Source organism: Acinetobacter sp. EKM10A, from assembly GCF_011075215.1.
Taxonomy (GTDB): domain Bacteria; phylum Pseudomonadota; class Gammaproteobacteria; order Pseudomonadales; family Moraxellaceae; genus Acinetobacter; species Acinetobacter baumannii.
This window is the reverse complement of sequence record NZ_JAALLK010000003.1, coordinates 314,057-335,455: the sequence shown is the minus strand read 5'-3', so window position 1 is coordinate 335,455 and position 21,399 is coordinate 314,057. Positions and strand designations below refer to the sequence as shown.

Genomic DNA, 21,399 nt, shown 5'->3' with positions numbered 1-21,399 from the left:
ATTTTTATTTTTTGCTCAAACGTTGTTAGAGGTCATGCATGGCAAAACCGGAATATTATTATGGCGTTCACTCAGTGGAGTCATTGTTAGAACTTGAGCCGGAGCGTGTGCTGACCTTGTTTACATTGAAAGGGCGCGACGATCAGCGTTTGCAGAAGATTCTGCAATTGGCCGAGCCTTTTGGGATTAGTGTACAAAAAGCAAGCCGTGATAGCCTCGAAAAGCTTGCGGGCTTACCATTTCACCAAGGCGTAGTTGCAGCAGTACGTCCGCACCCAACTTTAAATGAAAAAGATCTAGACCAGCTCTTGGCTGAAACTCCAGATGCCTTATTGCTGGCATTGGATCAGGTGACAGATCCACATAACTTAGGAGCATGTATCCGTACTGCCGCTGCAATGGGTGTTCAGGCAGTGATTGTGCCTCGCGATCGCTCAGCAAGCTTAACTCCAACTGCTCGTAAAGTCGCAGCGGGCGGGGCCGAAAAAGTTAAATTTATTCAAGTGACTAATTTGGCTCGTACTTTAGCGCATCTTAAAGAGACAACTCACGTACGTGTGATCGGTACGATGCTTGATGAAAATGCATTACCTATTCAGAAGTGTGATTTCTCGGGTGCTGTTGTGATTGTAATGGGTGCAGAAGACACAGGTTTACGTCCAATTACTCAAGCACAGTGTGACCAAAAAGCCTATATTCCAATGTCAGGTAACTTACAAAGCCTAAATGTAAGTGTGGCAACGGGTATGGCACTTTATGAAGCTTGTCGTCAGCGTTCTGAGGTATAATTTAGCTGCCTTCCTAGTTTTTATGCAGTCTTGATATGTCTCCCCGTACGCAAGGTTATTTTTTTGTATTGGTGACCATGTGTATTTGGGGCGGGTTTACGCTTTTTGCCCGCTTAAATGCACAATGGCACATCAGTGCTTGGGATATTGCCGCACTACGCTTTGCTATAGCCTTCCTAATTTTGATGCCTATCTTAATTTATAAAAAAGATCTTGCTTTTTTATGGAGTAAGCATGCGGTTATTTTGGCATTGATTGGTGGAGTCATTTACTGCCTTACGGTTTATACAGCTTTTCTTTATGCACCAGCTGCCCATGCTGCAATATTTTTAAATGGTTGTATTCCTATCTGTACTGCTATAGCTGCTTATATTTTATTTAGACAGCCATTTGATAAACATACATGGGTGAGTCTGGCAATTATGATTACTGCCTTGGCCCTCATGAGCGCATTGATGTTACAAAGTAGTACCTCTGCTTTTGGAATTGGAGATTTACTTCTGTTTATCAGTGCGATTTGGTGGGGGATTTTTACTGTACTACTTAAACAGTGGAAGCTCTCTGCTTGGCATTCTATGGCAAGCGTCGCAATCTGGTCTGCAATTATTTATTTGCCGATTTATTTGTTGTTCTTACCTAAGCACTTTATGGATGTAGATCCTTTGCACTTAGCTGTACAAAGTATTTTCCATGGCGTGTTTGTCGTTATTATTGCGACATTAACCTATGTTGCTGCTATTCAGCGTCTTGGCGCATTTAAAACGGGAAGTATTGTAACTTTGGCACCGTTTATTGCTGCTATTTTAGCTGTACCTTTACTTGGTGAGTCATTAAGCCCATCAATTGTAGTGGGCTTAGTAGGTATGGGAATAGGCGCTTTACAGCCTTGGCGCTGGTTTAGACAAGATAGCCTGACACAAAAGATTAAGCAGCAAAATACACGAAATTAGTTTGCACGCTTCAAATAACTTTGATGTAAAGGCTCTAATTGCTGATATAAATGTTCGAGTAATCCGTCATTAAACACAATGTCATTTGCAAGCTCACGTTTTCGTTCGCGTGGCATTTGTGCAGCAATAATTTTCTGGATTTGTTCTTGATTTTGTCCATCGCGCTGGCTTGCACGCTGAATTTGAGTTTGTTCACTCGCATCAATTAATAGCGTGTGATTGACCAGTTCATGTTGATTTGTTTCAAACAATAATGGCGAAACTAAAATCACATACGGACTTTTAGGATTTTGTAGCTGTTGAATAATAGATTGACGGATTGCGGGATGGGTAATTTGCTCGAGTGTATGACGCGCTTGTGGATTTTGAAAAATATATTCACGTAAGGCACGGCGGTCCAAACTGCCATCGGGTTGAAGCACCCAATCTCCAAAGGTTTGTTGAATTTTTTGAAGGGCAGGTTGCCCTTTTTCAACTACTTCGCGAGCAACAATATCGGCATCGACGACTTGGATTCCTTGGGATTCAAACCATTGTGTTGCAGCTGATTTACCACTGCCTATACCACCTGTGATTCCCAGAATAAAAGCCATCTTAACCTCCCAAATAAATTTTCATAATCTGATCACCCCATAAAAAGGCAACCCAACCAGCAATGGCAATATATGGCCCAAAAGCAAAAGGCTGATTGTCATTTCTTAATTTTAATAAAATGATACCAATGATTGCGCCAAGTAACGATGACAATAACACAATTAACGGCAGCATCAATGGCCCCATCCATGCTCCTAATGCTGCAAGCAATTTAAAGTCGCCGTAGCCCATACCTTCTTTGCCAGTGATCACTTTAAATAAGTAATAGACAATCCAAAGACATAGGAAACCAATGAGATAACCCCAAATGGCTGAGTTGGGTGAGGTATAAATATTAAAGGTATTAATACCTAAGCCGAGCGCAGCTAAAGTTAGGGTAAAGCGATCAGGCAATAATTGTGTATCGAAATCAATAAAGGTAAGGGCTATCAGTACCCATGTGAGGACGAGTCCAAAAAACATTTGTATGGTTGGACCAAACACCATGACGACTACTAATGAACATAGCATGGTGAGTAGTTCGACGGCTGGATAGCGAATACTAATCGGGTGCTGGCAATGGCCACACTTTCCTCTTAACATAAGCCAGCTTATAACAGGAATATTTTGATACCAACGGATCGGTTGCTGACATGCAGGGCACGATGAAGCAGGCTTACTTAAAGTTAACTTCTCATGATCAATAATCGGTTGCTCAGGATTGAGTAACATTTGGCATTCTTGCTGCCAATCTTGCTCCATCATTTTTGGCGTGCGGTAAATCACTACATTAAGAAAGCTACCGATACATAGGCTCACGAGTGCAACAGCAATATAAAGTGCAGTTAAGTTTTGAATAAAATACGCAATGATGTCTTGCATTATACAACTGAGCCCATTTGGAAAATTGGAAGATACATAGCAATTACCAGACCGCCTACGAGCACCCCTAAAATTGCCATAATTAAAGGTTCCATCATAGAGGTTAAACCATCAACGGCATTATCCACTTCATTTTCATAATAAGTGGCAACTTTATCGAGCATGCTGTCTAGTGCACCCGATTCTTCACCAATTGCAACCATTTGTATAGCCATAGATGGAAAACGATTAGAGACCCGCATAGCAAACTGAAGCTGTTGACCCGTTGCGACATCTTCACGAATTTTCATCACAACTTTTTCATAAATCACGTTATTGGTTGCGCCAGCAGTCGATTCTAATGCATCAATAAGTGGAACACCTGCGGCAAATGTTGTAGCAAGCGTGCGGCTATAGCGGGCAATAATTGCTTTATAAACCAAGTCCCCAAAAATAGGTAACTTAAGCGCCAGTTTATCTAAGCCATCACGAAACTTTTTACTGCGTTTTTTTGCTTCCAGAAAGGCAGCAATGACTGCGCCAATCGCAATAATCATAATGAACCAGTATTCCTGCATCCATTTCGACATATTCACAACCATTTGCGTAAATGCAGGTAAATCTGCTCCAAAAGACGCAAATAAATCTTGGAAAACGGGAACTACTTTAACCATCAAAATAATGGTCACCACAATGGCTACTACAATAACTGTTGCTGGGTATTTCATTGCTTTCTTGATTTTTTGCTTGAGCAACTCACTTTTTTCTTTGTAAATTGCAACGCGGTCCAGCATCGTTTCGAGTGCGCCTGATTGTTCACCAGACTCAACAAGTGAACAAAACAAGTTATCAAAATGTTGAGGATATTTTCTTAAAGCTGAGGCAAAAGTACTACCACCTTCGACTTCACCTTTAATACCGAGTACAACCTCACGCATGGCCGGGTTTTCTAAACCTTCAGCTACAATTTCAAAGCCTTGTACGAGTGGTACACCAGCTTTCATCATGGTCGCCAATTGTCGAGTAAAAATCGTAATATCGAGTGTGGTGACTTTTTTCTTGAATAAACCTTCAAGAATATTTTTACGTTTTTCACGTATATTTCGAACAGTCACCCCTTGTTTGCGTAAGGTTACTTTGGCTAAGGCCATGTTTTTAGCCGGAAGTTCTCCCTTGATTTTTACGCCCTTACGGTCAACCCCTTCATAAGCAAAAGTCGGCATCATTTGTGCCTTTTTGACAGCCATTAGATTATCCTTATTTTTTAAATAGTGTCTTATTCACTGGTGACACGGTTGACTTCTTGTAAAGAGGTCACCCCTTGCATCACCTTTTTTAAACCTGAACGACGTAGATTATTAAACCCCAATTTTTCAGAAGCAGCTGCGATTTCTAAAGCGTTGCCATCTTCCATAATAATCTTGGAAATTTCAGGTGTAACTTTCATTACCTCATAAATACCGACACGGCCTTTATAGCCTTCACGACATTCAGGGCAACCTACGGGCTGAAAAACCCGAAAATCTGGGTGTGCTAAATCTTGTTCGGTAAAGCCCATTTCTAATAAGCTTTGTTTAGGAATATCAGCAGGTATTTTGCATTGAGAACAAAGACGACGTGCTAAACGCTGTGCAATAACTAGGTTTACTGATGTTGCAATATTAAAAGAAGGAACCCCCATATTGCGTAGACGGGTCAATGTTTCCGGAGCACTATTAGTATGTAGTGTTGACATCACCATGTGGCCGGTTTGAGCCGCCTTAATCGCAATTTCTGCTGTTTCCAAGTCACGAATCTCACCCACCATAATAATGTCAGGGTCTTGTCGTAAAAATGATTTAAGTGCGGCCGCAAAAGTAAGCCCTACCTTGGGGTTTACGTTAACCTGATTAATTCCTTCAAGGTTAATTTCTACCGGGTCTTCGGCAGTAGAAATATTGGAGCTTTCAGTATTTAAAATATTTAAACCTGTATATAACGATACGGTTTTACCAGAACCTGTTGGTCCGGTAATTAAAAGCATGCCCTGAGGTTTATCTAATGCCTCCATAAACAAAGCTTTTTGATCTTCTTCATATCCTAGTGCATCAATTCCTAGCATTGCGCTTGATGGGTCAAGAATACGTAGAACTAACTTTTCACCAAACAAAGTCGGGAGGGAGTTCACACGAAAATCAATCGCTTTGCTTTTTGACAGCTTGAGCTTGATACGACCATCTTGTGGGACGCGTTTTTCAGAAATGTCCATTTGAGACATTACTTTTAAGCGTGATGCCAAGCGGTTTGCAAGCTGTAGAGGGGGATTGGCAATTTGACGTAACACGCCATCGACACGATAGCGCACCCGATAGGATTTTTCGTACGGTTCAAAATGTAAGTCTGAAGCACCCATACGAATGGCATCAATTAATAACTTATTAATATATTTAACAATCGGGGCTTCATCGCCTTGAGGAGCTTCTTCTTCATCTTCTTGAGTGGTAGGACCATCAAGATTAACATCGAGATCAAACTCTTCATCATTGAAGTCAAAGCTGCTTTCTTCTGCAAAATGCTGGCCTAAAACTTTTTCGAGTTTATGGTGCTCCACAATTACAGGCTCAACCAGCAATTTACTATTAAAACGAATTGCATCAATCGCTTCGATATTGCTTGGATTACTGGTCGCAACATATAAAATTTGCCCTCTTTGAATGAGCGGCAAAATTCGATGTTTTAAAATCAGTTTCTGATCGACCAGATCTTTAGGAATCTGAGAAGTGTCATAAACATCCAGATCGAAATATGGTTCAGCAAACTCAGCAGAAATTGTTTCAGCCAATAACGAAGGGGAGAGATGAACCTCTTCAATTAAATATGCGACTGTGTCCTGCTTAGCTCTTTTCGCTGCATCTAATGCAGTTTGCATGGTCGCTGCCGACACATGCTTTTCTTCGACTAAACGTCGAAAAAACCCCGTAAATTTTGGAGATGTATGTAATGCTGACATCTGCCTGCCTATGTTAATGTGTTTATAATTGGTATATGAAAAATTATACTTTTGTTATGTAAAATTACTACCTTAGAAAGTGTTGCTCGGGTCCTACTCAGCCTATTAAAGCTTGAACCAGTCGAAGTTTTTCTTTATTAATTTTTAGAATGTCGGACTTTTAATAAAGTAAAGTTTTTTCTTAATTTCAAACACTAGAAAAGATATGAGTAATCGCGTTAAAGAAAAGTATCTGAAATTTGTATAAATGCGTGTAGAATGTGCTGCATTTTTGATGAAAGGTGAGCAGTATGTCGGGTTCGACGATTACGCCTTGGGTAGTTGGTAACTGGAAAATGAATCCAATGCGTGCCAACGCCAACCAACTTATAGAAGAATTTAAACAATTATTGCAACAAAACCAAATTGCAGATGAAAACTGCCATGTGGGCGTTGCCCCTGTTTCTATTGCCCTTACAACGGTACAAGCGCAATTACAGGATGCTGCAAGAACGGTATATACGGTTGCACAGGATGTATCACGTGTTGCTGGTACAGGTGCTTATACTGGCGAAGTCAGTGCAGAACTATTAAAAGATAGCCAAATTAATTTCGTACTGGTCGGACACTCTGAACGTCGTGATATTTTTGGTGACAACGTTGAAATTTTGAAGGCAAAACTCCAAAATGCATTAAATGCGGGTATGACTGTCATTTATTGTGTGGGCGAAAGCCTTGAACAACGTGAGCAAGGTCAGGCCGAGCAAGTTGTTCTACAGCAAATTTGCGATATTGCACCTGTAGTGACTGCTGAACAATGGCAAAACCAAATGGTTATTGCCTATGAACCTATTTGGGCAATTGGTACAGGTAAAACAGCTTCTCCGCAAGATGCGCAAGCGATGCACGCTAAAATTCGTGAAGGCTTATGCCAACTTACACCGGCAGGCTCAAATATTGCTATTTTATATGGCGGTAGTGTAAAAGCTGAAAATGCTGTTGAGTTAGCTGCATGTCCAGATATCAATGGTGCGTTGGTGGGTGGTGCTTCATTAAATGCAGCATCTTTTTATCAAATTGTACAAGCCTTCGCGCAAAGCAAATAACGAGGATAGGGTATGCACTCTTTTGTACTTGTTGTACATATTATTTTAGCAGTACTAATGATTGCATTAATTTTAGTGCAACATGGTAAAGGCGCAGATGCAGGTGCCTCTTTTGGTGGAGGTGGCGCAGCAACAGTATTTGGTGCGTCTGGTTCAGGTAACTTCTTGACTCGCGTGACTGCAATTTTGACAGCTTTATTCTTTGTGACCAGTTTGACTCTGGCTGTTTTTGCCAAGAAGCAAACGACTGAAGCATATAGTTTGAAAACTGTACAAACGACTGCGCCAGCGCAGACTACATCGCCTGAAACTTCACCAAATGCACCAAAAACTGGCCAATAATTGGAAATAAGACTTTCCTTTTGGAATTGAAAGGACTAGAATGCGTCCCACAAGCTGCGGTGGTGGTGGAATTGGTAGACACGCTACCTTGAGGTGGTAGTGCTTTCGGGCGTGGGGGTTCAAGTCCCCCCTTCCGCACCAACTTTGAACCAGAAAGTTGAGTGCAAGCAGTTTTGTTTTTGATGCGGGATGGAGCAGTCTGGTAGCTCGTCGGGCTCATAACCCGAAGGTCGTTGGTTCAAATCCAGCTCCCGCTACCAATTTGATTAAGGTGCAACTTAATCAAGCGAATATTGGATAAGTTTACATTGACTTTTTTCGATATTTGTATATAATTTTTGCACGTTGATGCGGGATGGAGCAGTCTGGTAGCTCGTCGGGCTCATAACCCGAAGGTCGTTGGTTCAAATCCAGCTCCCGCTACCAAGTTTCTTAAAGAGGCTCACAGACAAGGTGGGCCTTTTTGCACAGTGGACTATTGTTTTCTGTGCTATATAGGGGCGATTAACGCCCTTTTTTATTGGTTATCGTATCGCTATCGTGTAGTGTCGACATCAATTGGTCAAATAGTCATGCTTCACTATAGTAAGTCTGTGTCGGTTAAAACAACCGATTGAATCGCACGAGAATGACGAGAGTAAATGAAATTATCAAATAAATCCCAAGCATTGTATGACATGATTGCTCCAGCAGTGGAGGCATGTGGTGTCGACCTTTGGGGAATTGAATTCCTTCCACAAGGTAAGCGTTCATTATTGCGTATTTATATCGATAGACCGGTTGATGAAAATGCTGAACCAGTGATTAATGAAGATGGTGAAGTAGAGCAAGGCCGCGGTATTGGTGTAGAAGATTGTGTCCGTGTTACACAACAGGTCGGCGCAATGCTGGATGTCCATGATCCGATTTCAGGTGAATATGCATTAGAAGTTTCTTCACCAGGTTGGGATCGCCCATTTTTTCAACTCGAACAGTTGCAAGGCTACATTGGACAACAGGTTGCTTTGCGTTTGATTGCTGCAGTAGAAAATCGTCGTAAATTTCAAGCAAAACTCCTTGCTGTAGACCTTGAAAATGAAGAGATTCAGGTTGAAGTTGAAGGAAAGCATGTGCTTGATATCGACAGCAACAATATCGATAAAGCAAACTTGATCTATCAAGATTAAATTTATTTAAATTATATAAGAAATCGGTAGGTGACTTATGGGCCGCGAAATTCTTACCGTTGTTGAAACGGTTAGTAATGAAAAAGGTGTTAGTCGTGAAGCGATCTTCGAAGCTTTAGAACAAGCTCTAGTTGCTGCAACGAAGAAAAAATTTTACGAGGGTACCAATTCTGAAGAAGCTCAGCTTCGTGTAGAAATTGATCGTAGAACTGGTGATTACCGTACATTCCGTCAATGGACTGTTGTGGCAGATGAAGATCATGAAATGCCAGCATGCCAAGACGCAATTTCTGATGTTGATCCTGCAAAATGGTCAATTGGCGACGTTCGTGAGCTTGAAGTAGAATCGATTGAGTTCGGTCGTATCGCTGCGCAGATTGCGAAACAGGTTATCGTACAAAAAATTCGTGAAGCAGAGCGTGCATTAGTTGCTGATGCTTATGAATCAAAAGTTGGCGAGCTAATTTACGGTGAAGTGAAAAAGCAAACTAAAGATGGTTTCATCATTGACTTAGGTGACAATGCTGAAGCTTATTTAGCTCGTGAAGAAATGATTCCTAAAGAGATTCTTCGTCCAAAACAACGTGTAAATGCTATTTTATATAGTGTAAACCGTGAAGGCCGTGGTGCTCAGCTTCTATTATCACGCGCTAAGCCTGAAATGCTTATTGCTTTGATGAAGAAAGAAATTCCTGAAATTTCTGAAGAAATTATTGAAATTAAAGCTGCGGCGCGTCAACCAGGTGTTCGTGCAAAAATCGCAGTAAAAACGAACGATCACCGTATTGACCCTGTTGGTGCATGTATTGGTATGCGTGGAACACGTATCCAGGCTGTACAGCAAGAGTTAAATGGTGAGCGTATTGATGTTGTAGTTTGGTCTGATGATCCAGCTCAATACATCGCAAGTGCATTAGAACCAGCTGATGTATCAGGCATTGTGCTTGATGAAGATGCAAAAAGTGCAGACATCATTTTTGCTACCAACGATCAATTGGCACGTGCGATTGGTTCGCAAGGTCAAAATGTTCGTTTAGCTTCTGATTTAACTGGCTACAAACTCGACATGATGCTTGAAGAAGAGTATCGTGCTCGTCAGCAGAATGAAGCTCAGCAATATCTCGACATGTTCGTATCACGTTTAGATATTGAAGAAGACTTGGCAATGGCGTTAGTAGAGATGGGCTTCACTTCTTTAGAAGAGATTGCTTATGTGCCAGCTGAAACTTTTGACGAAATTGAACTTGACGCTGAGTTAGTTGAGTTATTGCAAAGTCGTGCAAAAGAAGCTGCATTAACTGATGCATTGAAACAGCAAGAAAATATTCAAGAACCGAGTGCAGACCTTCTCAATATGGAAGGCATGACCTCTGAGATCGCTTACTCGCTAGCCGCTCGCGGTATTATTACTGTTGATGATTTGGCAGATCAAGCAACTGACGATATTTCTGATATTGAAGGTCTTGGTCATGAAAAAGCAGGTCAATTGATCATGAAAGCTCGCGAATCATGGTTTAACTAGGAGATGAAATATGACGGACAAGTCGATTAAAGAGTTAGCTCTCAGCGTAGGACGTCCTGTTGAGAAGCTCCTAGAACAGGCTCGTGAAGCAGGTTTGCCTCAACGTACAGCAGACGACATTATTACCACTGAACAACAGGACACCTTAGTCAATTATTTGAAAAAGGTGCATGGTCAGGAAAGTGGTAACACAGGAAAAATTGCGTTGAAACGTAAAACAACCAGTACCGCTAAAGTTGCAAGTACTTCGGGTAAAGCAAAAACTATTAACGTAGAAGTACGTAAAAAACAGGTTTTTGCTAAACCAAACCCAGAACAAATTGCAGCAGAAGCTAAAGCGCGTGCAGAAGCAGAAGCTAAAGCGCGTGCAGAACAACAAGCGCGTGAAGCTGCAGAGCAAAAAGCGCGTCTTCAAACAGAGCAAAAAGCAAAAGCAACTTTAGATGCAATGCGTGCTGCTCATCAACAAGATAGCGCTGCACAGTCAGCTCCTAAAGCTGCTGTTGTAGTGAAAAAACGTGGTGGTGGTACAGTAAAACCTGCACCAAAACCAGCAGAAACATTAGAGCAAAAGAAAGCGCGTGAAGCACAAACAGCTCAGTTGAAAGCAACTGAAGAAGCTGCACGTCGTAAAGCGGCTGAGGAAGCTCAGCAGCGTACGCTTGAACAAATGCGTAAGATGGCATCTAAATATTCAAATGATGATGCTACTGCAACTATTCGTGTGATTGATGATTCTCCTCTTGCTTCAGGTCTTGTTGGCCAAGCTTATGAAGATTCATTTAATCAAGAAGACCGTGAAATTAAACGTGGTGGTGCTACAACTAACCCTCGCGCTGGTAAGAAAGGCGGTCGTCGTGGTCAAGAAGAGCAAAGCTTCGTTAACCATAACAAACGTGGTTTAAAATCAAGCCAAGCGAACAAGCATGGTTTTGAAAAGCCAGTTAAAAAGCAAGTCTATGATGTAGAAATCGGTTCAAGCATTGTTGTTGCCGATCTTGCTCAGAAGATGGCGATTAAAGTACGTGAAGTTATCAAGACACTTATGAAAATGGGTGAATTGGTTAACCAGAACCAGACAATTGACCAAGATACAGCTGCACTTGTTGTAGAAGAAATGGGTCATAACCCTGTTCTAGTTTCTGATACACAAGCAGAAGATAACTTACTTGAAGCAGCTGAAGAAGCACGTGGTGAACAAACTACTCGCCCTCCAGTTGTTACAATCATGGGTCACGTTGACCATGGTAAAACATCATTGCTTGACCGTATCCGTCGTTCTAAAGTGGCGGCAGGTGAAGCAGGTGGTATTACCCAGCATATTGGTGCATATCACGTTGAAACAGACAAAGGGATTATTACATTCCTTGATACACCGGGACACGCAGCATTTACTTCAATGCGTGCACGTGGTGCTAAAGCCACGGATATCGTGGTATTAGTTGTTGCTGCAGATGACGGTGTAATGCCGCAAACTGCAGAAGCGATTGACCATGCACGTGCAGCAGGAACTCCAATTATTGTTGCTATCAACAAAATGGATAAAGAATCTGCTGATCCAGACCGTGTGTTAAATGAATTAACAACCAAAGAAATCGTTCCAGAAGAATGGGGCGGTGATGTTCCGGTTGCTAAGGTTTCAGCACATACTGGCCAAGGTATTGATGAACTCCTTGATTTAATTCTGATTCAATCTGAATTGATGGAATTAAAAGCATCTGCTGAAGGTGCTGCACAAGGTGTTGTTATTGAAGCACGTGTTGATAAAGGCCGTGGTGCAGTAACTTCGATTCTTGTTCAAAACGGTACATTAAATATTGGTGACCTTGTTCTTGCTGGTTCATCATATGGCCGTGTTCGTGCGATGTCTGATGAAAACGGTAAGCCGATTAAGTCAGCAGGACCATCTATTCCAGTGGAAATTTTGGGTCTACCAGAAGCTCCAATGGCGGGTGATGAAGTTCTTGTCGTAAATGACGAGAAGAAGGCACGTGAAGTTGCTGATGCTCGTGCAGACCGTGAACGTGAAAAACGTATCGAACGTCAAAGCGCAATGCGTCTTGAAAACATCATGGCATCTATGGGCAAAAAAGACGTTCCTACAGTGAACGTTGTTTTAAGAACAGATGTTCGTGGTACTTTAGAAGCATTGAATGCTGCATTACATGAACTCTCTACTGATGAAGTAAAAGTTCGCGTAATTAGTTCTGGTGTTGGTGCGATCACTGAGTCTGACGTAATTCTTGCCGAGTCTTCAGAAGCTGTATTGTTAGGCTTCAACGTTCGTGCTGATACAGCTGCTCGTCAGAAGAGTGACCAAGACGGTATCGATATTCGTTACTACAGCATCATCTATGAATTGATTGATGATGTAAAAGATGCCATGAGCGGTAAACTTGCTCCTGAACACCGTGAAACTATCTTGGGTGTTGCTCAAGTACGTGAAGTGTTCCGTTCTAGTAAGTTTGGTGCTGCTGCGGGCTGTATGGTTATGGAAGGCGTGATTCACCGTAACAAACCAATCCGTGTCTTACGTGATGATGTTGTGATTTTCCAAGGTGAACTTGAATCATTACGTCGTTATAAAGATGTCGTTGATGAAGTTCGTGCCGGTATGGAATGTGGTCTTGCCGTGAAAGGTTATAACGACATCAAACCTCTTGATAAGATTGAGGTTTATGATGTTCAAATGGTTAAACGGAGTCTTTAATGGCGGGTGGACAACGCTTAAAGCGAATGGCGGATTCAGTACAGCGCGAGCTTTCTGAACTTATCCGTCAGGAGTTGAAAGATCCGCGTCTGGGTGGTCTTGTGACCATCTCAGGCGTTAAAGTCAGTCCGGACTTAGGTTATGCCGATGTCTATGTGACCGTGATGGGTCGTGAATTAAGCGATGACCAAAACGAAGTGGCTCACCGTGAAACACTAGATATTTTGAATAAAGCATCTGGTTTTTTACGTCAGGAGTTGAGTCGTCGTATTAAAACGCGCATCACGCCTCGCTTGCGTTTCCATTACGATAAAACCAATGCATATGGTAACTATATGTTTGGCCTTATCGAAAAAGCGGTACAAGATTTACCGAAACGTGAGTCAGATGACGAAGAGTAATGAAAACTCAAAATAAAAAAGCCACCTTGGGGTGGCTTTTTTATGTGTTCAAGTTTTTATTCTTGAGGAGGTTCCATGGGTGGTTTGTTTTGTGAAAAACGTTGCCCAATTTTATAACGATCCCACGGTAGAGGACGTTCAATAGCTTCAGGAACTTCACCACTCAATGAGCGTAAACGTAAATGTAGCGCGGCTTGAGCAATTAAGTTGGCTGATACAGGTGCAGTAATAAAAGCCAACAGTGTAATAAGTAACTCGGCAAAGCCAAATCGGCCTTGAAAAGCAAAAAAGATCATTGAAGCAATTAAAAAGCTACCTAAGCCTAATGTACTCGACTTGGTAGGTGCATGTAGTCGCATGAATAAATCGGGTAGACGTACCATACCGATAGATCCGACTAACATAAAAAAAGCACCGAAAACCAGAAAGATCGAAACAATAATTTCCATTGTAATTTGCATTTTGACCTTCCCCTAATCGATTACATGACCGGTTGTAAAATAACGAGCTAAAGCAGCCGTTGAAACAAACCCTAGCATAGCGACTAACAACGCCCCTTCAAATAAAGAGGTAGTTGTCCAATAAATGCCTAACACAATAATGAGACAGGTCGCATTTAAAAATAGGGTATCAAGCGCTAGTAGGCGGTCGACAATGGATGGTCCCATCACCATTCGAAAAAGGCAAAGCAACATAGAGATTGTGATAGCAATCAAGCTAATGCCAAGAGCATAAGGTAGGATGGTCATGCGTTGTCCTCCGATTTGCTTTTCACATCAAAAATTTCCATGAGTGGAGCCTCATAGCGTTGTTTGATGTCTTGCACATCACTTTCAGTATTTTCTGTGCTAAGAGAGTGGACCAAAATATCACCACGCTCTTGATCAATACCGGCAGAGACCGTGCCAGGCGTTGTAGTAATAATCATTGCTAGTAAAGAGTTTACTTGCTCATGTTCTGTTTCTAATGGAACACGGTACCATTTAGGATGTAATTTTTTCGGTGACCCTAATACCAGTTTAGCAACCCGAAAATTGGAAATAATAATATCCCATAAGACAACAAAACATAGTTTTATGGCTGGTTTCCAATGGATATGCGGAGTTCTGGTAATAAAAGGACGAACTAGACGGGGAATAACAAGCCCCAAAATTACAGCCATAAGCAGGTCGCTCGCATCAAGACTATGCGCGAGCATTAACCAGAAGATGATAATCAAAAAAGAAACAAATGGATGCGGAAACCAGCGGTCAAGCAATTTAGATAGCTGCATTGTTATGGCTCCATAGGTTTCAGTTGACTTTCATCAGCAATGGTTGGGGTTTGCAATTTTTCTTGCTGCTGAATTTGGCGGTGTTTATATTCAGAAATATGCTCACCGTTGAAAGTATCTTTCGAAATAATGTCAGGAATAAGATAGGCATTATGATCTTCAACTTCACCACCATATTTTGTTTCTGGTAAATAAGTTGAGTCATATGGCTGAACGCTAATAACTTCGCCATTTTGATCAGTTTTAAGAATAGATTGCTGATACAGGGCATGATCTTGAATTTGCTGAGCGGTATTTGTGGTGTAGTGCAATACAGGTGAAGCAAATGCTACATAAGCCACTAAACCGGCAAGTAAGATATAGATGACTGTATCGTTACGTGGGGGTGCTTTTTCAGGTAAAGCACGATAAATAATATAAGCAGGATTGATCGGGTCTTCTTCTGGTGGTGATGCACGCCAGAATAAAATAAAGCCGACACGTGTTAATGCAATAATACTTAATAGACTCACCAAAAGAACAATACCAATAACCCAGCCTTGATATGCAGTTTCAACAGTAGCCTGCAAAATAAATACTTTCCCAAAGAAGCCACTAAAAGGTGGTAAGCCTGCGAGCATCATGGCAATCAGGAAATAGGTCAGCATGGCTGCTTTTTCTTGTTTAATTCTTGGTGCAATCTTTAAATGGTCTTTAAAATCACCGCGCTGTGAAGTCATCCAGCCACAGAACAGGTAAAATGCTGCACCAATTAATGTACTGTGGACTAAATAGAATAATGCTCCAGACCACGCTTGCGTGTTTGACATGGCAATTGCAATCAATAAAGTACCAATTGAAGACAGCACCATAAAGCCAACAAAACGTCTGAGGCGATCTGCACCAATTGCGCCAATCACGCCATATAAAGAAGTCACTAAACCAATTGGAAGTAACCAGCTTTTAAAGATTTCTTGGCTGAGTACATCATTAAATACAGTTCCATTGACACGCAAAATGGCATAGATCCCCACTTTGGTCATGATGGTAAAAATTGCTGCGACAGGTGTACTTGCAACGGCATAAGTTTTTGGTAGCCAAAAACCAACTGGTAGCATAGCCGCTTTAATACCAAACACGACAAATAAGAGTAAGGCACCTGCAACTGCTAATTTATGTTGATCTGCATCTAAAGTCGGTAGCAAACGTGAAACGTCAGCCATATTGAGGCTACCTACACTGCCATAGATCATGCCAAGACCAATTAAGAACAGGGCAGAGGCTAAAAGGTTGATAATGACGTAGTGCACACCAAGCTGAAATCTCGGTTTTCCTTGTCCATGTAATAAGAGGACATAGGACGCCATGAGCAAGATTTCAAAGAAAACGAACAGGTTAAATAAGTCGCCTGTGAGAAATGCGCCACATAGCCCCATTAAAAGAAAATGGAATATGGCGTGGAAATAGCGACCTCTCGTATCCCAGTTTTCACTGGCATACCATAAAACCGGAACTGCTAAGGCATAAGTTAAAACCAGCATAAAAGCTGAAAGGCGGTCAAGTACCAGCACAATACCAAAGGGAGCTGACCACTCGCTCAACTGATAAACTGTAATTTGGCCAGTGTTTGCAACAAGCAGATAACTAACGGCAGTGATTAACCCAGCTATTGCTGAGATCAAACTAATGCCACGGCGCCAAGGTTGTCGCCAATCTTCTTTTAATGCACCAGCGCCAGGATTACCTAGAAGCAATAAGAGAAAACCAGTAAATGCTGGGATGAGGATACTGAAAATTGGTGTATTAGCTTGCCAAAAAGATAAAAAATCAAACATCACGGCTCATCCTCACGTGGGTCGTATGTTGGAGAAATATCTTCTTTAGCATCAACATGGTCACTACCGGATTCATAACGGCTACGTAATGCAAGCTGCACAATAAAAGCGGTAGTGGCAAAACCGATCACGATTGCTGTTAAAACAAGTGCTTGTGGAAGTGGATCTGTAATATTGGTGGTTTCGGTTAGGATGGCTGGTGAGCTGACTTGCAAACGGCCCATCGCAAACAAAAATAAGTTAACCGCATAGCCCAGCACTGCTAAGCCCAACACAACAGGGAAGGTACGCGCACGTAAGATTAGATAAATGCCTGTCGCAACAAGTAGCCCAATGGCAGAGGCCAGTAAGAATTCTAAACTGATCATGATGATTTCTCCCCATGAGGTACAGGACCAGACATACTCGAGTGGCGAGAGTCCCCTAATACAGAAATGAGTAGCATGGTAGCGCCTACTACGGTGATATACACACCCAGATCAAAGCTTGCTGCTGAAGCCAGATGCAACTTACCTAAAACTGGTAATTCAACATAGACGTGCGCACTGGTTAAGAATGGACGTGCCCAGAACCATGCGGCAATGCCAGTAAGGCCTGCAATTGTTAATCCGGAGCCAATCCAGATTTCGTAAAGACGACCGGATTGTGCTTTTAACATTTGTTCTGCTTGATCTTGACCTAAAGCAATGTACTGAATAATCAGGGCCATTGAGGTAATTAGACCTGCAATAAAGCCACCACCCGGGTAGTTGTGTCCACGCATAAAGATATAGACACTTACGACCAATGCTAAAGGTAACACCCAAGAGGCCGTAATACGGAACATGAGTGGAGATGGGTTAAAACGGTAGGTGAGGCCTTGGGTCATGGTGGTGCCATGTACGCGCATGCCATCCATGAGACATAGCGCACCAATCGCAGCAATGCCTAGTACTGTAATTTCACCAAAGGTATCAAAGCCACGGAAGTCCACTAAAATAACATTTACAATGTTTGAACCGCCGCCAAGTGGTAAGGATTGCTGAGCAAAGAACCATGAAATCGAATTATGATCACGCGTTAAAATAAGCCATGTAATCCAACCAATTCCTAAACCGCCAATAATTGCTAACGCAGCATCTCTCCAACGTCTTGAGCGACGAGATTCATATGGCGTAAGTTGAGGGAGCAACGATAAGCTCATCAACAACAGAACAGTCGTAACTACATCTACCGTAATTTGAGTGAGTGCTAAGTCAGGTGCCGACATGGTGACAAATACCATGGTAACCACAAGACCAATTGCACCGCTAATGAGTACAGCCTTGATACGTTCGTGGTGGAACCAAAGCATCATCCAGCAACCTGAGAATAAGGTCAGCCAAAGAACTACTGCAATCCATGGTGCGTGAGTCAGCTCACGTGTACCTGTGGTAAGGCCCTGATTGAACAAAGGCAGAGTAACCATGACGATGCTAAAAGCAATGATTAAGAACAGGTAACTTTGCAAAGAACCATTTTCGGTTTTTTGTTTAATTTTTCGGCTTGTTAATAATAAATGCTTTAAGAATAAGTCAAATAAAATACGGCCTTGTAAGCGCCCTAAACGTGGGTCAAGGTCGATCTTACGAATCATGCTATCTTTTGCTAGGGCAAAATAGAAAAGCGTACCGCCAACCAGAGCAATAATACTCATGATTAATGGCGCATTAAATCCATGCCAAATTGCAAGATGAGTACCTGCAAAATCAGGTTGCATAAGACTTGCACGTGTCACACTGTTAACTAGAGGCTCGACCAGTAGGGCAGGGAAAATACCGACCAAAATACATAGTATCGCAAGCAATATAGCTGGTGCTCGCATGCCGATAGGTGGTTCGTGGGCATTTTTATTTGGAACTTGTTTACCTACGGGGCCATCAAAAAATACGCCGTGTACTAAGCGAATTGAATAACTGACTGCAAAAATACCGGCAAGCGTCGCAATAATACTGGCAAAGATAACAGTTGATCCTGAAAGGCTCGCTAATAGCTCGGTAAAGAACATTTCCTTAGAAATAAAGCCATTAGTGAGAGGAACACCTGCCATTGATGCCGCTGTAATCATAGTCAGTGTTGCGGTAAACGGTAATAGTTGCCAAATCCCACTTAACTTTCTAAGGTCACGTGTACCTGTTTCATGGTCAATAATCCCGGCAATCATAAACAGGGCAGCTTTAAAGGTTGCGTGGTTAATAATATGGAAAATTGCCGCAGCAACAGCTAAAGGTGAACCAATACCAAGCAGGCAAACGATAAGACCTAAATGACTAATTGTAGAATAGGCTAGCAGTCCTTTTAGATCTTCTTTAAAAATTGCGAAGCATGCGGCCATACAAAGTGTAAATAGACCGACAAACGTGACAATGTTGTGATAAAGCGCAGCGCCAATGAAAATAGGTGCAAGACGAGCTAATAAGAAAATCCCAGCTTTTACCATGGTGGCAGAGTGCAAATAGGCCGACACGGGAGTGGGCGCTGCCATTGCGTTGGGTAACCAAAAATGGAACGGGAACTGAGCACTTTTAGTAAATGCACCCAGTAAAATAAGCAAAAGCGTCGGAACAAACAGATAGTGACTTTGAATGAGGTCTTTCATTCCGACAATATCATTAATTTCGTAGGTTCCTGTGATTTGTCCTAATAAGACAAATCCACCTAGCATGGCGAGTCCACCCATACCTGTAATGGTAAGTGCCATACGCGAGCCACGTTGAGCAGCTTCGTAATGACTCCAGTAACCGACTAATAGGAAGGATGAAATACTGGTAAGTTCCCAAAAGACTAATAAAATAATTAAATTGTTAGAGAGGGAAATACCGAGCATTGCTGCCATAAACAGCATGAGTAATAAATATAATTTACTTAATGAATTTTTAGGCCCTAGATAATAATAGGCATAAATATAAATGAGTGTACCGATACCGGTAATAAGAAGAGAAAATAATAAACCAAGGGCATCAAGTCTAAAGCTCAGATTAATTCCTAATTGTGGTAACCAATCCCAACTTTGTTGAATGCTTGCACCACCAAGCACAGTTTTAGCCTGAGTCAGTAATAAACCAAAACTGGTTAAACTGACTCCGATCGCCCCTAAAGCCGTTACTCCACGTGAAAACCGTTGAAGCAATGAAACAAGGGTGGTGCCTAATATTAACGGTAATAAGATAATTATCGGTAGCACACTCGTATCCATATATAATTTAGACCGAAGCCTAAAGGTGAAATTTTCATTTCAGAATAGATAGGAATTCAAAGAGATTTCCAAAGCTTATATTCTGAAAACCCGACCAAATTAGAAAAATAAAGCGAGAAACAAGTTGTATTGCGCAACTTGAATAATAAAAACGCAAAATGAAATTTATTGTACACTAAAAAATCATTAAAAATCTGATGTTATTACATGTGGTAACAACATCTAGTGATTTTCCAGCTCAAAAAACCAGATTTCATCATATATTTAGCGAATTCGGTTTTATTATAAAAATTGAGCGAAATGGATAATAAATTTTAAAGAGAGGAGGTTTCTTCCGAGGTGTCTCCTGCATGAATCATACGTAATAATTCATTTTTTTGCTGTTCATTTAGATTTTGGATTTGTTGGTACAAACTATCAATTTGAGTTGTTGCCGGCTCGGTATCAAGCGGTAGGGGATCTATATGCGGCGTTAACGCTTCATCTCGTTGTAATAACGTATAAAGATGTTCGAGTTGCTGCTGAGTGGTATTTAAATCAAGTGGACTGATTTTTCCATGCTCTAATTTAAAACATTGATATGCGGCTGCATGTTCAAGCAATTCTTCACGGCTTCCGGTCACAATAATTTGTAAGCGTGGAAATGCGCGATGAAGACGATTTAAAATTTCTGAACAATGTGCTGCATCTAGTTGTGAATCGATCTGGTCAATTAACAAAACGCCTTCACCTTCAAGACAAGGGTCTAAGCTCAACGGATTGAGCAAACAAAGCCTGCGAACCACATCGCCTACGAGTGCAATCCATGTTTTAGTGGTGTTAGAAAGTTGTTGAAAGGCCAAGACTTCACCCTTGTAATGTGCCATAAGTTGAAGTTTTGGGTGATATTGCAAATAAAAGTCTTCAAGATCAGGAAAAATAATCTTTAACGCCGATTTTAATGCGTACAAATTAGGTGAAGGAAGCTGTTTAGGATGTCCTGCCAATTCAAGTTGTAGTTGACGTAAAATTTCTTCCTGATCTTGTGGATTGGATTGTTTTGAAATAATTCGCTGCACAACATGAGCCGCGTGTGCATTTTCAATATCACTAATTTCACGTAACCACTCAAAAAAGCGGGCGAAGGTGGTAAACGGAATGAAGCTAATGTCATAAGCAGAAATAGACTGGGTAATACCCGGTAAATTTTTATTCAGTAAATTTATATCGTTAACAAATCGCTCTGACGGATAATAAGCGAGTAAGGGAAGACCTTGAAGTGGGTCTTTTCTTGTGACTTGATGATAAAGGGTAATGGTTTGATCGAGCTGCTGAGTTTCAACTTGACTAATCCCTACACCACTTGAATTTAAGGTCTTGAACAGTTTCCAGCTACAAAGAGATGTGTCGGTTTGCTGGGTTGATGTGGTTTCAGGGAGCTGTCCAAATTCCGGTGGAATTTGGATGCTAACTTCTATTTTAGATTGCAAACGAGAATGGCTAATGTCCTGATCTGGCATGACAATGCCTGGTGTACGTGCATCTTTAAGGCGCGCAGGAAACCATGTTAAAGCATGATAAATATGCTTGAGTAGCATACTTTTGCCAGTCGCCTGCTCGCCTAAAATTAAAGTAATCGGTTGTTTGTCATATTGGAACTGTATTTTTAGGTCATGAAACAGAGCAATATGTTTAAATTGGATAGATTCAAGTTTCATAGGCTCACCTAATT

Annotated in this window: 19 protein-coding genes and 3 tRNA genes; 11 read left to right on the top strand and 11 right to left on the bottom strand. The window is 41.5% G+C overall.

The annotated features are described in order from the left end of the window. Positions 1-38: 38 nt before the first annotated feature. On the top strand, positions 39-788 hold the full coding sequence (rlmB, locus tag G9371_RS06255) for a 23S rRNA (guanosine(2251)-2'-O)-methyltransferase RlmB (RefSeq protein WP_001118149.1): 750 nt from the start codon (positions 39-41) through the stop codon (positions 786-788). Positions 789-823: 35 nt separating this feature from the next. Continuing rightward, entirely contained in the window at positions 824-1,738 is a 915-nt protein-coding gene (locus G9371_RS06250; protein ID WP_000075015.1) for a DMT family transporter, read from the top strand. On the opposite strand, the gene coaE is transcribed toward G9371_RS06250, so the two are convergent. Genes coaE through pilB form a run of 4 tightly spaced genes read right to left on the bottom strand, consistent with a single transcriptional unit; the run spans position 1,735 to position 6,161 of the window. Beyond that, positions 1,735-2,331 (bottom strand): dephospho-CoA kinase, encoded by a 597-nt coding sequence (gene coaE / locus G9371_RS06245; RefSeq protein ID WP_000874125.1) that lies wholly within the window; start codon positions 2,329-2,331, stop codon positions 1,735-1,737. The genes G9371_RS06250 and coaE overlap by 4 nt on opposite strands. A 1-nt stretch (position 2,332) precedes the next feature. Next, positions 2,333-3,193, bottom strand: coding sequence for a prepilin peptidase (locus G9371_RS19340; RefSeq protein WP_029423718.1), 861 nt, complete (start codon positions 3,191-3,193; stop codon positions 2,333-2,335). Continuing rightward, positions 3,193-4,419 carry a type II secretion system F family protein gene (locus G9371_RS06235; protein WP_029423717.1) on the bottom strand — a complete coding sequence of 409 codons (1,227 nt, stop codon included), beginning with the start codon at positions 4,417-4,419 and terminating at the stop codon, positions 3,193-3,195. The genes G9371_RS19340 and G9371_RS06235 overlap by 1 nt, the downstream gene beginning before the upstream one ends. A 29-nt stretch (positions 4,420-4,448) precedes the next feature. Further along, on the bottom strand, positions 4,449-6,161 hold the full coding sequence (pilB, locus tag G9371_RS06230) for a type IV-A pilus assembly ATPase PilB (RefSeq protein ID WP_001274991.1): 1,713 nt from the start codon (positions 6,159-6,161) through the stop codon (positions 4,449-4,451). A 290-nt stretch (positions 6,162-6,451) separates the two neighbouring features. Here pilB and tpiA point away from each other — a divergent pair, with 290 nt between their 5' ends. The 9 genes from tpiA to G9371_RS06185 all read left to right on the top strand — a co-directional run bounded on the left by tpiA (position 6,452) and on the right by G9371_RS06185 (position 13,387). Further along, positions 6,452-7,246 carry a triose-phosphate isomerase gene (gene tpiA / locus G9371_RS06225; RefSeq protein ID WP_029423716.1) on the top strand — a complete coding sequence of 265 codons (795 nt, stop codon included), beginning with the start codon at positions 6,452-6,454 and terminating at the stop codon, positions 7,244-7,246. Between the two features lie 12 nt (positions 7,247-7,258). Then, complete coding sequence (secG, locus tag G9371_RS06220) at positions 7,259-7,588, top strand: preprotein translocase subunit SecG (RefSeq protein WP_000555570.1); 330 nt, start codon at positions 7,259-7,261, stop codon at positions 7,586-7,588. Positions 7,589-7,644: 56 nt separating this feature from the next. Then, positions 7,645-7,729: transfer RNA gene (locus tag G9371_RS06215), tRNA-Leu, on the top strand. 42 nt (positions 7,730-7,771) lie between these two features. Next, a tRNA-Met gene (locus G9371_RS06210) sits at positions 7,772-7,848 on the top strand. An 89-nt stretch (positions 7,849-7,937) separates the two neighbouring features. After that, positions 7,938-8,014, top strand: a tRNA-Met gene (locus G9371_RS06205). 215 nt (positions 8,015-8,229) lie between these two features. Next, the gene (rimP, locus tag G9371_RS06200) at positions 8,230-8,754 is read left to right on the top strand and encodes a ribosome maturation factor RimP (RefSeq protein ID WP_000777730.1); all 525 of its coding nucleotides are present in this window, start codon (positions 8,230-8,232) and stop codon (positions 8,752-8,754) included. Positions 8,755-8,791: 37 nt separating this feature from the next. Then, positions 8,792-10,276 (top strand): transcription termination factor NusA, encoded by a 1,485-nt coding sequence (gene nusA, locus G9371_RS06195; RefSeq protein WP_000532248.1) that lies wholly within the window; start codon positions 8,792-8,794, stop codon positions 10,274-10,276. 10 nt (positions 10,277-10,286) lie between these two features. After that, positions 10,287-12,986, top strand: a complete 2,700-nt coding sequence (gene infB, locus G9371_RS06190; RefSeq protein WP_000130326.1) for a translation initiation factor IF-2 — start codon at positions 10,287-10,289, stop codon at positions 12,984-12,986. Continuing rightward, positions 12,986-13,387, top strand: coding sequence for a ribosome-binding factor A (locus tag G9371_RS06185; protein ID WP_000897046.1), 402 nt, complete (start codon positions 12,986-12,988; stop codon positions 13,385-13,387). The genes infB and G9371_RS06185 overlap by 1 nt, the downstream gene beginning before the upstream one ends. 56 nt (positions 13,388-13,443) lie before the next feature. Here G9371_RS06185 and G9371_RS06180 read toward each other — a convergent pair whose 3' ends face one another. The 7 genes from G9371_RS06180 to G9371_RS06150 all read right to left on the bottom strand — a co-directional run bounded on the left by G9371_RS06180 (position 13,444) and on the right by G9371_RS06150 (position 21,385). Next, a complete protein-coding gene (locus G9371_RS06180) occupies positions 13,444-13,848 on the bottom strand; it encodes a Na+/H+ antiporter subunit G (RefSeq protein WP_001167533.1) in 405 nt (134 codons plus the stop codon). A 12-nt stretch (positions 13,849-13,860) separates the two neighbouring features. Further along, complete coding sequence (locus tag G9371_RS06175; RefSeq protein ID WP_000154076.1) at positions 13,861-14,136, bottom strand: monovalent cation/H+ antiporter subunit F; 276 nt, start codon at positions 14,134-14,136, stop codon at positions 13,861-13,863. Continuing rightward, positions 14,133-14,660, bottom strand: coding sequence for a Na+/H+ antiporter subunit E (locus G9371_RS06170; protein ID WP_001177203.1), 528 nt, complete (start codon positions 14,658-14,660; stop codon positions 14,133-14,135). The genes G9371_RS06175 and G9371_RS06170 overlap by 4 nt, the downstream gene beginning before the upstream one ends. Positions 14,661-14,662: 2 nt before the next feature. Next, positions 14,663-16,474: a monovalent cation/H+ antiporter subunit D gene (locus G9371_RS06165; RefSeq protein WP_029423715.1), complete on the bottom strand. Its 1,812-nt coding sequence runs from the start codon at positions 16,472-16,474 to the stop codon at positions 14,663-14,665. After that, the gene (locus tag G9371_RS06160) at positions 16,474-16,842 is read right to left on the bottom strand and encodes a Na+/H+ antiporter subunit C (RefSeq protein ID WP_000624229.1); all 369 of its coding nucleotides are present in this window, start codon (positions 16,840-16,842) and stop codon (positions 16,474-16,476) included. The genes G9371_RS06165 and G9371_RS06160 overlap by 1 nt, the downstream gene beginning before the upstream one ends. Further along, on the bottom strand, positions 16,839-19,688 hold the full coding sequence (locus tag G9371_RS06155; protein WP_032009061.1) for a monovalent cation/H+ antiporter subunit A: 2,850 nt from the start codon (positions 19,686-19,688) through the stop codon (positions 16,839-16,841). Before G9371_RS06155 ends, G9371_RS06160 begins: the two co-directional genes overlap by 4 nt. 314 nt (positions 19,689-20,002) lie before the next feature. Continuing rightward, a complete protein-coding gene (locus G9371_RS06150; protein ID WP_029423713.1) occupies positions 20,003-21,385 on the bottom strand; it encodes an AAA family ATPase in 1,383 nt (460 codons plus the stop codon). Positions 21,386-21,399: the final 14 nt, after the last annotated feature.

What these genes read in the sequence shown, in the direction of transcription:
- coaE (WP_000874125.1), bottom strand. Translation starts at nt 2,331, where the DNA reads ATGGCTTTTATTCTGGGAATCACAGGTGGTATAGGCAGTGGTAAATCA.
- G9371_RS06175 (WP_000154076.1), bottom strand. Translation starts at nt 14,136, where the DNA reads ATGACCATCCTACCTTATGCTCTTGGCATTAGCTTGATTGCTATCACA.
- pilB (WP_001274991.1), bottom strand. Translation starts at nt 6,161, where the DNA reads ATGTCAGCATTACATACATCTCCAAAATTTACGGGGTTTTTTCGACGT.
- G9371_RS06160 (WP_000624229.1), bottom strand. Translation starts at nt 16,842, where the DNA reads ATGATCAGTTTAGAATTCTTACTGGCCTCTGCCATTGGGCTACTTGTT.
- G9371_RS06180 (WP_001167533.1), bottom strand. Translation starts at nt 13,848, where the DNA reads ATGCAAATTACAATGGAAATTATTGTTTCGATCTTTCTGGTTTTCGGT.
- G9371_RS06150 (WP_029423713.1), bottom strand. Translation starts at nt 21,385, where the DNA reads ATGAAACTTGAATCTATCCAATTTAAACATATTGCTCTGTTTCATGAC.
- G9371_RS06250 (WP_000075015.1), top strand. Translation starts at nt 824, where the DNA reads ATGTCTCCCCGTACGCAAGGTTATTTTTTTGTATTGGTGACCATGTGT.
- G9371_RS06155 (WP_032009061.1), bottom strand. Translation starts at nt 19,688, where the DNA reads ATGGATACGAGTGTGCTACCGATAATTATCTTATTACCGTTAATATTA.
- G9371_RS19340 (WP_029423718.1), bottom strand. Translation starts at nt 3,193, where the DNA reads ATGCAAGACATCATTGCGTATTTTATTCAAAACTTAACTGCACTTTAT.
- G9371_RS06165 (WP_029423715.1), bottom strand. Translation starts at nt 16,474, where the DNA reads ATGTTTGATTTTTTATCTTTTTGGCAAGCTAATACACCAATTTTCAGT.
- rlmB (WP_001118149.1), top strand. Translation starts at nt 39, where the DNA reads ATGGCAAAACCGGAATATTATTATGGCGTTCACTCAGTGGAGTCATTG.
- secG (WP_000555570.1), top strand. Translation starts at nt 7,259, where the DNA reads ATGCACTCTTTTGTACTTGTTGTACATATTATTTTAGCAGTACTAATG.
- infB (WP_000130326.1), top strand. Translation starts at nt 10,287, where the DNA reads ATGACGGACAAGTCGATTAAAGAGTTAGCTCTCAGCGTAGGACGTCCT.
- G9371_RS06235 (WP_029423717.1), bottom strand. Translation starts at nt 4,419, where the DNA reads ATGGCTGTCAAAAAGGCACAAATGATGCCGACTTTTGCTTATGAAGGG.
- nusA (WP_000532248.1), top strand. Translation starts at nt 8,792, where the DNA reads ATGGGCCGCGAAATTCTTACCGTTGTTGAAACGGTTAGTAATGAAAAA.
- tpiA (WP_029423716.1), top strand. Translation starts at nt 6,452, where the DNA reads ATGTCGGGTTCGACGATTACGCCTTGGGTAGTTGGTAACTGGAAAATG.
- G9371_RS06170 (WP_001177203.1), bottom strand. Translation starts at nt 14,660, where the DNA reads ATGCAGCTATCTAAATTGCTTGACCGCTGGTTTCCGCATCCATTTGTT.
- rimP (WP_000777730.1), top strand. Translation starts at nt 8,230, where the DNA reads ATGAAATTATCAAATAAATCCCAAGCATTGTATGACATGATTGCTCCA.
- G9371_RS06185 (WP_000897046.1), top strand. Translation starts at nt 12,986, where the DNA reads ATGGCGGGTGGACAACGCTTAAAGCGAATGGCGGATTCAGTACAGCGC.